At 68.0% G+C, this 13,574-nt stretch carries 11 protein-coding genes and 3 pseudogenes; 9 read left to right on the forward strand and 5 right to left on the reverse strand.

Going from position 1 to position 13,574, the window contains the following annotated elements; genetic code table 11:
- From ACH4FH_RS32590 to ACH4FH_RS32610, 5 genes and pseudogenes are all read left to right on the forward strand, one after another.
- On the forward strand, window positions 1–732 hold a 732-nt coding region (locus ACH4FH_RS32590; protein ID WP_398559554.1), incomplete at its 5' end, for an RNA-guided endonuclease InsQ/TnpB family protein.
- A gap of 135 nt (window positions 733–867) precedes the next feature.
- A complete protein-coding gene (locus tag ACH4FH_RS32595) occupies window positions 868–1,161 on the forward strand; it encodes a VOC family protein (RefSeq protein WP_398559555.1) in 294 nt (97 codons plus the stop codon).
- A gap of 751 nt (window positions 1,162–1,912) precedes the next feature.
- Window positions 1,913–2,059 (forward strand): hypothetical protein, encoded by a 147-nt coding sequence (locus tag ACH4FH_RS32600; RefSeq protein WP_398559556.1) that lies wholly within the window; start codon window positions 1,913–1,915, stop codon window positions 2,057–2,059.
- Window positions 2,060–2,431: 372 nt separating this feature from the next.
- Window positions 2,432–3,198: pseudogene (locus ACH4FH_RS32605) on the forward strand (transposase).
- Window positions 3,199–3,333: 135 nt separating this feature from the next.
- Window positions 3,334–3,878, forward strand: a pseudogene (locus tag ACH4FH_RS32610) (transposase).
- 70 nt (window positions 3,879–3,948) lie between these two features.
- Here the strand turns inward: ACH4FH_RS32610 and ACH4FH_RS32615 are convergent.
- The 4 genes and pseudogenes from ACH4FH_RS32615 to ACH4FH_RS32630 form a co-directional block, all read right to left on the reverse strand.
- Window positions 3,949–4,695: a phosphotransferase family protein gene (locus ACH4FH_RS32615; RefSeq protein WP_398559557.1), complete on the reverse strand. Its 747-nt coding sequence runs from the start codon at window positions 4,693–4,695 to the stop codon at window positions 3,949–3,951.
- Between the two features lie 202 nt (window positions 4,696–4,897).
- On the reverse strand, window positions 4,898–5,332 hold the full coding sequence (locus tag ACH4FH_RS32620; protein ID WP_398559558.1) for a VOC family protein: 435 nt from the start codon (window positions 5,330–5,332) through the stop codon (window positions 4,898–4,900).
- 120 nt (window positions 5,333–5,452) lie between these two features.
- Window positions 5,453–6,208, reverse strand: a complete 756-nt coding sequence (locus ACH4FH_RS32625; protein ID WP_398559559.1) for an alpha/beta fold hydrolase — start codon at window positions 6,206–6,208, stop codon at window positions 5,453–5,455.
- 308 nt (window positions 6,209–6,516) lie between these two features.
- Window positions 6,517–7,448: pseudogene (locus ACH4FH_RS32630) on the reverse strand (IS5 family transposase).
- A gap of 186 nt (window positions 7,449–7,634) precedes the next feature.
- On the opposite strand from ACH4FH_RS32630, the gene ACH4FH_RS32635 reads away from it, so the two are divergent.
- From ACH4FH_RS32635 to ACH4FH_RS32645, 3 genes are all read left to right on the forward strand, one after another.
- Entirely contained in the window at window positions 7,635–8,576 is a 942-nt protein-coding gene (locus tag ACH4FH_RS32635) for a phosphotransferase enzyme family protein (protein ID WP_398559560.1), read from the forward strand.
- A gap of 557 nt (window positions 8,577–9,133) precedes the next feature.
- The gene (locus ACH4FH_RS32640; protein WP_398559561.1) at window positions 9,134–9,736 is read left to right on the forward strand and encodes a TetR/AcrR family transcriptional regulator; all 603 of its coding nucleotides are present in this window, start codon (window positions 9,134–9,136) and stop codon (window positions 9,734–9,736) included.
- A gap of 237 nt (window positions 9,737–9,973) precedes the next feature.
- On the forward strand, window positions 9,974–10,909 hold the full coding sequence (locus ACH4FH_RS32645) for a TauD/TfdA dioxygenase family protein (protein ID WP_398559562.1): 936 nt from the start codon (window positions 9,974–9,976) through the stop codon (window positions 10,907–10,909).
- A 133-nt stretch (window positions 10,910–11,042) separates the two neighbouring features.
- Here ACH4FH_RS32645 and ACH4FH_RS32650 read toward each other — a convergent pair whose 3' ends face one another.
- Window positions 11,043–12,011: an aldo/keto reductase gene (locus ACH4FH_RS32650; protein WP_398559563.1), complete on the reverse strand. Its 969-nt coding sequence runs from the start codon at window positions 12,009–12,011 to the stop codon at window positions 11,043–11,045.
- Between the two features lie 105 nt (window positions 12,012–12,116).
- Here ACH4FH_RS32650 and ACH4FH_RS32655 point away from each other — a divergent pair, with 105 nt between their 5' ends.
- Entirely contained in the window at window positions 12,117–13,553 is a 1,437-nt protein-coding gene (locus ACH4FH_RS32655) for a glycoside hydrolase family 5 protein (RefSeq protein WP_398559564.1), read from the forward strand.
- Window positions 13,554–13,574 lie beyond the last annotated feature (21 nt).

The raw sequence follows: 13,574 nt of genomic DNA on the forward strand, positions 1-13,574 counted from the left end.
ATCGAGTTCGTGTGCTCGCCCGAGGCGATGAAGCTCCTTGCGTCCCGTAAGGGCGAGAGCGACTTGGTGATGCGGGACGGCGTGTTCTTTCTGATTGCCACCATCGATATCCCCGAACCGCCGGTGTCGGAGCCTGTCGGGTTCCTCGGCGTGGACCTGGGCATCGTCAACATCGCCACCACCTCGGACGGCGAGATCATGTCCGGGCGCCGGATCAACCGGTACCGCAGTCGTCAGCGTGACCTGCGGACGAAGTTGCAGAAGAAGCGCACCAAGGCGGCCAAGCGCCGTCTTAAGGCGATCCGCCGCCGTGAGGCGCGGCACGCCGCGAACACCAACCACATCATCGCCAAGCGAATCGTTGCCACCGCTGAACGCACCTCGCGCGGGATTGCCCTGGAAGGCCTTTCGGGCATCCGGCAGAGGGTTACGGCCAAGAAAGACCAGCGGGCACGACTGCACTCCTGGGCCTTCGCCCAGCTCGGCACCTTCGTCGAGTACAAAGCCAGGCGGGCAGGTGTCGCCCTGGTCCATGTGGACCCGCGCAACACCTCTCGCCAGTGCTCCGAGTGCCGGCACACCCACCGGACGAACAGGGTGACGCGAGCAAGGTTCGTATGCCGGTCCTGCGGGACCATGCTGCACGCGGACTACAACGGCTCCCGCAACATCGCCCACCGCGGCGAGGCTGTGTGGCAGCGGGGCGCAGTCAAACGCCCCAGTACAGCCTGAACTGTACTCAGACGCAGGGGACCAACGCGGCAGCCAGTCACGCTCCACTTGCAATCAACGCCTTACAGGACCGGGTGACAAGCTCGGTCCTTCACGGCCGAGAATTTGACCAAGCATCTCGGCTACACGCAAGCCATGGCAGCAGACGGGTTCGCCTCCCTGTCCCGCCAGGACGCCGCCGTCGACCTCGTCCTGCTCCAGCATGGGACACCGGTCCTGCCAGCCGGGCAACGTGACCAGCACGCCTCCGGCCTGATCGTGGCCTTCACCGTCACCGACATCGAGGAGCAGGAACGCTGGCTACGCGCCGAGGGCGTCACCATAGCCATGCCGCTGCGTGATGGGCCGTGGGGTGAACGGCTCTTCCAGGTCGCCGACCCCAACGGCGTCGTGGTCCAAATCGTCGAATGGGTCACCCCCGCCGCCTGACCCGTCAGACACGTACCACCACAGGAACCTGATGTGAAAGTGGCGTCGTCAGTCGCCGTTTAAGACAAGGTATCGGTGAACCTTGCGTTCGACTTGGGCAGTCAGGGCAAGGATTCCGTGCACCGCCCCAGCTTCTTCGGCGGCTGAGTCGTCTGCCAAAGCCAGGAGTTCCGGGACGAGGGACCTGAGCTGCGACCGGTTGAACACGGCGTCGTGCCAGGGGTCGACGCAGCCGAGCAGGGGCAGGTTCCGTCACGCCGCCCGTGCGCACAGGGCGGCGATGGCCGGATGCACGCACGTGGCTTCGACCGCACCTGTGAATGTCCGGACCTGGACTGATCCCCATGCGGCCACGCTACTGCTCAGAAGAGGGTGCCGGCGAAGCATATTGGCCCACTACGTCGGGGTGCCGTTCCACTTCGCCTCCCGGGGTGTCCCAGACGACGAGACGCCACGCCGGTGGACGGTCCAGCGTCTGTCCGAAGGCACATGGCCAGGACCATAAGGGGATGTCGGATAGGCCCGGGATCAAGGTGGGCTGCCGGGTGCGGCATGGAGGTTTACGTGATTGGTGACGCACCCCAGGGGCTCTGTAGCGCGGCCATTTGCGCTGTGAACGCCGGGGCCGCCGAGTTAGGAGGACACTGATGGTATGGCCCTACCCAAATCGCATCATTGCTCGGCTTGCTCGGACGGTGCCGCGCCGGACACAGCCCTTCACGAAGACCTCGTCGTAGGAGCACCGTTGTCCATGGAGGATCTCACCGACGCGCAGCGCCTCGACCGGTTCGCCCGCAAGTATGCCCACGACGGTTGCCAGGTCAGAGAAGTCAGGAGGGTCCCGCACAACAGCTCGAGTGGCTACGCCTGGTCCGTCCGCTTCACCGAGAATTCCTGACAAGTTGATCACCGGCAGCTCCGGGACGGTCCACGCGAGGGGGAGCCCGCCCCGATGGATATCGGGCTTCGCGTAGCGGACGGCGACGCCGCAGCCCTTCTGGTCCAGGCGCTGGTCGCACCCGGGGGCACCAGGAATCCCCCGGGTGCGCGGCGCAGCGAACGTCGAGCTCTTGCCTATGCCATGGCGGCGGCCACGGTTCGTCTGGCCAGAGGACGGCGGTTCCTTCAGGCATGGCGGTGCGCCGCGAGCTGGGAGGAAGCAGAGATCGCCGGAGCAGCCGGCGGTTCGCAGCTGGAGAGGACGCAGCGAGGGAAGGCGGGAGGCTAAGGAGTGTCCCGTTAGTGATCTTACTATGGGATGATCTTGGTCGTGTCTGGTGTGATCGCGGCGTCGGAGCCGTCCTGGATAGCTCCGTTCACCGGGCTGAGCCCGCGCGCGTTCGGCAAGTTGGTGACGCAGCTGCGGCGTGAGGGCGTCGGCGCTCCGGGCAAGGGACGGCCGTGGAAACTGGCCTTGGAAGACCGGGTGCCGCTGGTGGCCGCGTACTGGCGAAGCAACCTCACTCTGCGCCGGCCTGCGCCGCTGTTCGGGGTATCGAAGTCGGCGGCCGACCGCGTCATCGACGACCTCGGCCCGAAGCGCGCCTTCCAGCAGCGCAAGCGGTTCAGAAAGGACGCGGTGCTGATCGTGGACGGAACTCCGGTGCCCACCCGCGACCACAGCGTGGCCGAGCAGTCCAAGAACTACCGGTACTCCACGCACCACCAGCTGGTCATCGACGCGGACACTCGCCTGGTGGTCGTGGTGGGGCGGCCGCTGCCGGGCAACCGCAACGACTGCCGAGCCTGGAGTGAGTCCGCCACCAAGGCCGCGGTAGGGAAGACCACGACGATCACCGACGGTGGCTATCCGGGCACCGGGCTGGTGATGCCGCACCGCCGCCGCGCCGACGAGGAACTGTCCGACTGGCAACAGGCCCACAACAAGTCTCACAAACAGGTCAGGGCTCGTGTCGAGCACGTCTTCGCCCGCATGAAGACCTGGAAGATTCTCCGCGACGCCGCGTCAAGGATGACGGCGTTCACACCGCGATGCTCGGCATCACTCTGCTGCACAACCTCGCTCTCACGGGATAACTCCCGCCCCTATAACGACTCCTAACAAAAGGAGGTTTCTGGACCTCCGGGAATGACGGTTCGTCAGTCCGTTGATGCTGCCGAAGGGGGTGGAAGTCAGTCGAGACGAGGAAGACCGCTGCCAGACCGTGGGAGATCGACGACGAGTTGTGGGCGCGGATCGAGCCGCTGCTGCCGGTCGTCCCGCGTAATCCGCGGCGTGCAGGTCGTAAGCGTCTGGATAGTGGCAAGGTGCTGTGCTGGATCCTGCTCGTCTGTCTACCGGGATCCGCTGGGAGTTTCTGCCCCGGTCGCGGCAATCACCACCGGCAGCAACCAGCAACGACGTCACCCAACTGGTCCCGCTGATCCAGGCCGTCTCGCTGATCCGCGGCAAGCGCGGCCAGCCTCTGCATCGCCCCAAGCACTTGTACGCCGACCGCGGCTATGACCCCGAGGTCTACCGGGACCAGGTCCGCCGGTTCCAGATCACCCCGCACATCGCCCGGCGCGGCACCGGGCACGGCTCCGGTCTGGGCGTGCACCGCTGGGCCGTGGAAGGAGCGATCGCGCTGCTGCACTGGTTCCGCCGCCTGCGTACCCGTTGGGAGCTCCGCGACGACATCCACCACGCGTTCGTCACCCTCGGCTGCGCTGTCATCTGCCGGCGACGACTGCGCACCGTACTTTGTCGAGAGTAAGGGCGGGCGATCAGCCCAGGGGATGGCCTGGTCGACAGAGCGCATTCGTAGCAGTCGGGCCCGCGCAGCCTCACATCCGGGATCTCAGCACGTCGACCTCACAGCCCGGCGCGAACGGGTCGAAGCCGTGCTCGATCAGCCAGCGAACTGCCAGCAGGCTTCGCAACGACCACCACGCGTGGATCACGTCGAGCTCGATGTCGATGCCATAGCCGGCGATGACGTCGTCGAGGTGCTCCTCCTGTCCGAGCGTGAAGGTGGCGAGGTCGTACAGGGCATCACCCTGGCCCGCCTCGGACCAGTCGATGATGCCCGTGACCTCGCCGCCGTCGACGAAGACGTGCGCGATCTGCAGGTCGCCGTGCGTGAACGCCGGAGTCCACGGCCGGAGCGCCGCCTCGGCGACGTGGCGGTTGCGGGTGACCAGGTCAGCGGGCAGGAGGCCGTTCGTCACGAGCAACTCGCACTCGTCGTCGAGTTCCGCCGCCAGCGCGACGGTGCTCCGGCCGGCCCGGCCGGGCCGGGGCGGCAGCGGCGCGTCGTGCAGCTTCCGGATGGCGGCGCCCGCCGCGGCCCACGCCGCCGACGCCCCGGTCGACGGCCCGCCGAGGCGCCCAAGCGTCGTCCCCGGGAGCGCGGCGATCGCGAGCACGGGCGGCTTGCGCCACAGGACCTCCGGGGTCGGGACCGGCGCGAGGGCCATCGCCTCGACCTCGACGTCGATGCGCGCCTGATCGGCGTCCACCTTCAGAAACACGTCGCCGACGCGCAGAGTCGCGCGCTCGGAATGGGCGACAACGACTTTGACCTCATCCATGGGCGACCAGTATCCCGGGGATGATCGCCGATGTCGCCGGGTTTATCGCGTGCGATTACGTGGCTGACTGCGTCCCGATACCCGGCGGTCTCGTGCGCGACACCGACCTCTGACTAGGTCAAGTCGACCACTTTTGTTAGGAGTTCCAAGACCAGAGAGGTTCGAGGGAGGTGGCTCCGCACCTCGCCGGCTCGGCGGATGCTCAGTCGAGACAGAATTCGTTCCCCTCGATGTCCTGCATCAGGATGCACGACTCGTTGTCGTCATCGGCGAGCAGCGTTCGCAGGTGCACCGCGCCGAGCGCGACCAGTCGTGTGCATTCGGCCTCCAGTGTGGCGAGGCGCTCCTCACCCACGAGCCCGGTGCCGGCTCGCACGTCGAGGTGCACCCGATTCTTGACGACCTTGCCTTCGGGAACGCGCTGAAAGAGCAGGCGAGGGCCCGCACCCGAGGGATCACTGCACGCGAAGTAGATGGCCTGATCTTCAGGCGGCAGCGAGCGATGGTAGTCCTCCCAAGTGACAAACCCCTTCGGGGCCGGCGGTACGACGTACCCCAACACCTCGCACCAAAAACCGGCGAGTCGCGCAGGTTCTGCGCAGTCGAAGGTGACTTGGAACTGCTTGATCGATGACATCGGCGCACCATAACAGGGGGCTCTGTTGCTATCTCCTGGTCGCAGGGGTGAATCGAGGTCGGTGGCCTCCGAAGGGTGGGACCCAGGTCCAATCCCGGCCAACCACCCTCGTGCCAAAGATCAGTTACGGGACAACCCTGAGTGGGCGAGGAATCTTTCGAGCACCGTCGCCAGGGCCTCTGGGCTCTCATCGGGGGCGAAGTGGCCGGCGTCGCTGAAGACCTCGAGCTCTGCGTTCGGATACCACTGCAGCCAGGTGGACCGCATGGTGTCGGGGCCCATCGCCGGGTCGTTCGCACCAGCCACGACAAGCACCGGGGTCGGATTTCCCTCGAGCCGCTCGTGGATGTCGGAGCCGCGAGTCCAGGATTCGAGGTACGAGCGCAGGGCAGCCGACGAGGAGCGTTCCGAGCCGCTCACCCTGGCATCCAGCCATGCATCGTCGTGCCGACTGCCGGTGGTGACGTCAAAGATCGTCCTGCGGTTGCCGGAGTCCGTCACCGCCCCGACAAACAGCTCCCACATCTCACCTTCGAGCGGGAACCCGGACGCGGGTACCGGCGAGATGCCGACGATCGAGCGGACCCGCGAGGGGGCGTCCAGCAACATCAGCTGGGCCGACTTGCCGCCCATGGAGTGACCGATGACAGAGAAGGTGTTCCAGCCGAGGTCGTCGGCCACGGCGAGGGCGTCCGCCGCGACCTCCTCCATCGTGTAGGTGCCGGGGATCTCCGTCGCCTCGCCATACCCACGGCAGTCCACGAACGCGTAGCTGAACGCGCTCCCGTCCAGGTACCGCCGCAGTTGGCCGAAGCTCGACCTGTCGCTGAGCCAGTGGTGGAGTGCGAGGACCCGCTCCGGACCGTTGCCCTGCACCTCATACGGAATTACTTTCCCTGCTGCATCGCCCGTCACAATGCTGGGTCTCCCCCTCCGGCCCGGGCCCGGAATCCCGTCGGCTTGAGGATCCGCTCCAACGGCCTAGCAGCGCGAGCGGGGGTGCCGGTGCCGCGCCAGGGTGTGCGGACCGTGATTTCTTTCAGGGTGCGGCGGGCTCGGTAATGAGCTGGTTCCCGCATGGCCCCTGCTGCCTCGCCCGACGGCTGCGGCGCCGCTACGGTCGCCGTCCAGCCTGGTCATTGGTGCGCCGGGCTGCGGCGCACTCCTAGGCACTGTTTCTCGGATCATGTGCGGAGCCAGATTAGGAGTGCTGCGAGGGTGACAATGCCGAGGTAGATGTAGGCGCGTTTCTCGTAGCGGGTGGCGATGGCTCGGAAGCCCTTCAACCGGTTGATGGCGCGTTCGACAGTGTTGCGTTTCTTGTAGTGCTCCCTGTCGAAGCCCGTCGGACGCCCGCCGCGAGAGCCGCGGTTGCGGCGATGTTGTTGCTGGTCGAGACGTACGGGGATGGTGTGCCGGATTCCACGTCGTCGCAGGTAACGGCGGTTGCTCCGGGACGTGTAGGCCTTGTCTGCCAAGACATGGTCGGGGCGGGTGCGCGGCCGTCCGACTCCGGTGCGGGGCACGGAGATCTGCTCCAGCACACGCTGGAACTGGGGGCCGTCACCGTAGTGTCCCGGTGTCAGGACGAGGGCGAGGGGTCGGCATCGCCCCTCGGAGACAAGGTGGATTTTGGTCGTGAATCCTCCGCGGGAGCGTCCCAGACATTCGCCGATGTGACCACCTCCGCCAGCCGGTCGACCAGTTTCCGCAGCACCGGATCGGCCTGGTTCATCCCCCGGGCGGCCCCCTTTTGAGCAACGTCGGCCGGCGGCGCTTTCCTGGCGCCGGCGGCGTGCTGGTGGGCCCGCACCGCTGTTGAGTCCACCGACACGTCCCAGTCGATCCGGCCCGCGTGGTCCTCGACGGCCTGGACCTTCGACAGCAGCATCGCCCACGTCCCATCAGCTGACCAGCGGCGATGCCGTTTATAGACGGTCTCCCACGGCCCGAACCGCTCCGGCAGGTCCCGCCACTGCACACCCGTCCGCACCCGGTAGAGGACCCCATTGATGACCCGACGGTGATCGCTCCACCGGCCCCCACGGGTACCACCACGAGGTAAGAACGGCTCCAACCGATCCCATTCCGCATGTGTCAGATCCCCACGGCCCATACCGCCAGCCTGGCCCCAACTCCCCACTCATGTCAGGAGATCCGAGAAACAGTGCCTAGGAGGGAGGTGTGCCACAGCCGGTTATCGAATCGACCCCGAAGAGCAACGGCTACTAAAATCAGATGAGTTGGCAATTTTTTTGCCTTACTCTGGGACTGCCCGAGCCCCGTGCGGAGGAATGCGACGATGGCCGACCGCTTTGCCTCGCCCGACCACGCCACTGACGCCGAGCCGGCGCCCCACGATCTTCCCTCCATTGCCCAGCTCCTTGCAGAACGCTGGGCACTTCATGCGGTTGAAATCACGCCTCTCGAAGGTGGAATGAACTCCCTGACGTGGGAGGCCCGCTCGGGGAGCGACCGGTGGGTGATGAAGGCGGTACCGTCGGAAGCAAAGGACGCCTTTGTCTTCGGTCTTGACCTGGCGAAGCGACTGGAGCGAGCGGGTATACCGGCCGGGGCGCCCGTGGCGACGGTCAGCGGGTTGTCGGTCGTGTCCTTCGACCGCCAGGTGATGGCTCTGCTGCGTTGGGTCGAAGGCGGCGGGCTGACCGGCGAGTCGCACGCCGAGCTGGAATTAATAGGGACCACTTTGGCCCGCGCCCATCGCACGCTCGGTATGCAGAACGGCAAGGGCACCGCACCCGCTCGTCTGTATCTCCCGTCGGAGCACCTGGATGTACGCCCCTGGCTCAGACCCGTGATCACCAAGGTCATGGCCCGGCTGGACGAACTCGACCTGCGGCAGCTGACCTGGGGGCCGGTGCACGGGGACCCGGCTCCGGATGTCTTCCGCCTCGATCCGGTCAGTGGTGTCTGCGGGGTGATCGACTGGAGCGGGGCCGGTGTATGGCCGCGGGCGTACGATCTGGCGGCGCTGGTGATGTATCGAGGGGCGGACTCCATGCGACCGCTGATCGATGCCTATGTGGCGGGAGGCGCGCTGACCCGAGACGAGGTCGAGCGAGCGCTGCGCCCCATGCTGGATTACCGCTGGGCCGGCCAAGCCGCCTACTTCGCCGGCAGGATCGCCCGCGGGGACCTCACGGGCATCGACGATCCGGGCGTGAACGAGGCAGGACTGGAGGCCGCACGCCGGTGGTTCGCCGGCCGGGACGACAGCTACTGATTTTCGGGCGTTCGCCTGGACTGTGATCCTCGTGGTCCGCGCCGGCGCGACCTGTCGGGCACTGCCGCTCGCCTGCCGCGTCCACGGGTGCGGCGGGGGCGGCTGAGCACGATGGGTATCGCCCGGGTGCAGAGGGCTGCGCCCGCGTGCTTGCCCGACTCGGCGCCCGACGACGCGAAGGGCAAGCCGAGCGCGAGCACACCGCTGGGTAAGGGCCGGGGGGCTGGGGTTGGCTGAAGCGGTGGGCGGCCGGCTCAAGGCGGCGGCCGAGTCGCCACCGGTGATGAGCGGGAGAAGTTCTGCCTGTGGATCGACGCCGATCACGATGGCTGTGACACCCGCCGGGAGGCCTTCCTCGCGGAGGCGGTGAAGAAGCCCCGGCAGGGTGAGGGCTGCAGGCTCACAGGGGGCGCCGGCGCTCCTACTTCGTACTCCCTCGGGGAGGTCATCAAGGCTGTTCTCCGGGCGGGCCCGGCCGAGGGGGCGCGGGTGGTGACCGGCTGAGGTGTCGCGTGCCCCACGAGCAGCGCGGACGGGGGCCCGCGTAGGGTCTCGGCATGGCTGACGAGCAGGTGCACCGCACACGGAGGGGGCCGGGCCGACCGCGTCAGGTGCACGTCACCCGGGCCGTCCTCGACGCCGTTGTCGACCTGGTGGCGGAGAGCGGTATGAACGCGCTGACCATGGACGTCGTGGCGGCCCGCGCCGGGGTGAGCAAACCTGCGATGTACCGGCGCTGGCCCACCAAGCAGGACCTCGTCATCGCCGCCATGGAGTCCCGGATCGGCCCGCTGACGGTGCCTGACATGGGCGATTTCCGGGCAGAGCTGCGGGCCGTACTGACGGCGCGCATGGAGGCGTACCGGCAGCCCGGCGTGGGTCGACTGCTCGCCGGGGTGATCGGTGCCGCCGCGGAGGCCGGAGCGGAGCCCGGGGCCTATCGCGACTACACGTCCCGCGTGATGAGCGAGACGCGGCACCTGCTGGAGCGAGGGATCGCGCGTGGTGACGTACGACCGGACGTCGACGTGACTGATGCCGCGACGCTCGTGGCGGCGTCGCTCTTCTTCCGCCTGGTCGGTGAGCAGCGGATGCCGGACGAGGCGAGTGTCGAATCGATGGTGGACCTGATCGGCCGGGCGGTCGGCGCCCGGCCGTAGGCCCGGTTGAGGCTCCCCGCACGCACGCACGCACGCACGCATGCATGCACCCGCGCACCGATCCATGCGCGCATGCTGGGCTGTTGGCCCTGTGCGCCGCTTCGCCATGCCCGGCTTCGACCGCGCCGCCCGTGCGCACCACGCTTCGAAACAACTCGCCCCGACCCCTTGCCCCGCCACGGGGCCAATATCGATACTGCCGGTTACGTAATCTGTTTCCGCTGTCGGGAGGTACCCATGCAGGCCATCGCCTCGACACCTGTGGCCAACCCCAAGCCCGTACTCGACAAGCCCCTCATGCACTACGGCAGCCGCGTCCTGGAACGACTCGCCCCCGGCGCCGAGCAGTTCGCGTACCGGCTGCTGGAGATCGCTCCACTCACCCCGCATTTCGGCGCCGTGCTCGGTGGCGTCGACCTGACCCGGCCGATCACCGACGAACTCGCCGCGGAGCTGCGCCACGCGCTGCTCGAGTGGAAGGTGATCTTCTTCCGCGGCCAGACCGGCTTCACGGCCGAGCACCAGCTCGCCCTCTCCGGCATCTGGGGGCCGCCGGAGGCCAACCCGTTCTTCGCGCGGACCGGGACCCCGGGCATCTCCCGGCTCGCCAAGGACGCCAAGGCCGCAGGCAACAAGAACATCTGGCACAGCGACCACTCGTTCATGACCAACCCGTCGCTCGGCGCCGTCCTGCGCGCCGTGGAAGTGCCCTCCGCGGGCGGCGACACGATGTGGGCGGACATGGCCGCCGCCTACGACAACCTGCCCGATGACCTGAAGGACCGGCTGGAGGGCCTCACCGCCGTCCACGACTGGGAGGCCAGCTGGGGCGCCCTCATGAACGATGCGCAGAAGGCCGCCTTCCGTGAGACCTGGCCGCAGGTCGAACACCCCGTCGTCGTGCGCCACCCGCGCAGCGGGCGCAAGACCCTGTACGTGAACGAGCCGTTCACCCGCTTCATCAAGGGCCTGTCCGACGCGGAGAACCGCGAAGTGCTCGACATCCTGGTCCTCCAGGCACGCATCCCCGAGTTCCAGATCCGCTTCCACTGGGAGCCCGACTCCGTCGCCATCTGGGACAACATCGCCACCCAGCACTACGCGGTCAACGACTACTTCCCGCAGCGCCGGGTGATGGAGCGCATCGCCATCGCCGGCGTCCCGCTGTCCTGAACGGCTCTCCCAGTTCTCCAGCAGTACCCATGCCCCCGGCACCGGCACCCCACCCGTACGGCTCCACACGCCTCCCGGCGGCGACGTCGGCTCGCACCGACGCCGTCGCCGCGCGGCAGGTCCGCGCTACGGGTCAGAACCCGGATACCTCGTGCGGCCGGTACGGCTCTTCCAGCTGCCGGACCTCGTCCGGGGTCAGCCGGAGGTCGAGGGAGGCCAGTGCGTCGTCCCAGTGGTGAGGCTTCGTCACACCGACGATGGGGGCGGTGACTCCGGGCCGCGAGGACAGCCAGGCGAGGGCGACCCGGGCGCGTGGCAGCCCCCGGGCCTCCGCGATGCGGGCGACGGCCGCGACGATCTCCCGGTCCTCGTCGCGGTAGAGCTGCTTGCCGAATTCGTCGGTGCCGCTGCGGACGCTGGTGGCGTCCCAGTCCCGGGTGAGCCGGCCGCGCGCCAGCGGGCTCCAGGGAATGACGCCGATGCCCTGGTCCGCGCAGAGCGGCAGCATCTCCCGCTCTTCCTCGCGGTAGAGGAGGTTGTAGTGGTTCTGCATGCTGACGAACCGGGTCCAGCCGTGCCGTTCGGCGGTGTAGAGCGCCTTGGAGAACTGCCAGGCGTGCATGGAGGAGGCACCGAGATAGCGGGCCTTGCCCGCCTTGACGACGTCGTGCAGTGCTTCCAGGGTTTCCTCGATCGGGGTGTACGGGTCCCAGCGGTGAATCTGGTAGAGGTCGACGTAGTCGGTGCCCAGGCGGCGCAGGCTGTTGTCGATCTCGGTCATGATCGCCTTGCGGGACAGACCCCTGCCGTTGGGGCCCTCGCGGGTGATCCCACAGACCTTGGTGGCCAGCACGATTTCGTCGCGGCGGGCGAAATCCTTGAGGGCCCGTCCGACGATCTCTTCGCTGGAGCCGTCGGAATAGACGTTCGCGGTGTCGAAGAAGTTGATGCCGGCTTCGACGGCCTGGCGGATGAGCGGGCGGCCGGCCTCCTCATCGAGGGTCCAGGAGTGGGTGCCGCGGCCGGGGTCGCCGAAGCTCATGCACCCCACACAGATCCGCGAGACATCCAGCCCGGTCGACCCCAATTTCATGTATTCCATTGTCACGCTCCTCGCCTTACCGTCACCTCACGTCGCCGCACAGCGACCGCAGTTGATCCTCTCAGGCCGGTCGGCACAGTCACTTCATGACCAAGGGGTGCAGCCATGCGTACGGTCAGCTCGGCTCTTCGCGGAGCCCTCGTGGCGCTCAGCGCCGCACTACTGGCGCTGGTGATGACGCTCGGCACTGCCGCCCCACCCGCATCCGCCGCCCCGGGCCCCGGAGCGGGTGCGGGCGTGCCCCGGCTGCTCGACGACGACGGGCGGGTGCTGACGCTGCACGGCTGGAACGTCGAGGACAAGGTGCACCGCGGGGCCGACGCGCTATCCGCCATCACCGAGCGCCACTTCCGTGATCTGCGTTCCCACGGCTTCCACTTCGCCCGCCTGCTGATCTTCTGGGACGACCTCGAACCCCGCCGGGGCCGGTACAGCGAGCGGTACCTCCGCAGCATCGAGCGCATCCTCGACTGGGCCGGAAAGCACGACGTCCAGGTACTCATCGACGCCCATCAGGATGTCTTCGGCCCGGCGTTCGGGCACCGCGGCATCCCCGAGTGGGCGACCCGTACCGACGGGCTGCCCTTCACCCCGCACCCCGACGACTGGTTCGCGGAGTACTTCGAACCCGCTGTCCAACGTGCCTTCACCCACCTCTACACGGATCCGGATCTGCAGCGCGCCCAGGCGCGGATGTGGCGCCTGCTCGCCGACCGCTTCGGCAGCCATCCGGCGGTGTTCGGGTACGACCTGATCAACGAGCCGATGGGAGAGCTCCGGGAAGGCGAGGAGCTGCCCGCCGCGGCGCGCCGCATCGAGGCCCAGTACCTCACGCCCATGTACAACCGCATCGCACGTCACATCCGCACCGTCGACCGCGAAAGCCGGCTGTTCATCGAGCCGACCCCGATCGTCGGCGAGGGCGTGCCGACCGGGCTTGGCACCGTGCACGACCCTCATGTCGTGTACTCCCCGCACTTCTACAACGCGGCGATGGAGGCCGGCGCCGACTACGACCCGGACGCCGGCTGGATCGAGACCTACGAGGCCGCCGTCACCGACTATCCCCGGCGCCACCGCGTCCCCGTCGTGGTCGGCGAGTGGGGCCCGCTCAACAACGCGCTACCACACAGCCGCCGCTTCTACCGTGACGCGCTCGCCTCCTTCGCCCGCTACAGCTCGGGCTGGACCGGCTATGTGTGGTGCTACGGCGGCGGCTACTGCGCCATGGACGAGGACGGGAAACTCCGCACCAACAAGGAGCTGACCGCTACGGCCTACGTGGCGGCGGTTGCCGGGCGCCCCCGCTCGGAGAGTCAGGGCCCCGGCCGCTACCGCCTCGTGTACGACGCGCGCCGGGGCGGCCGGACCGAGATCGCGCTGCCGCCGGACGCCGGATACCGGAGGGTGTCGGTGGCCGGCGGCGGGGCGTGCAGCGACACCCGGGCCGTGCCCCCGGGGAAGGCGGCCGTGGTCACGGTGCGTTCGGCCCGACGGGCGGGCGTCACGGTGACCGTGACCACGGTGCAGGGACGGCCGTGACAACCGCTCGCACCTCCCCGG

The organism is Streptomyces sp. NPDC017993, from assembly GCF_044328065.1.
In the GTDB taxonomy this organism is placed as follows: domain Bacteria; phylum Actinomycetota; class Actinomycetes; order Streptomycetales; family Streptomycetaceae; genus Streptomyces.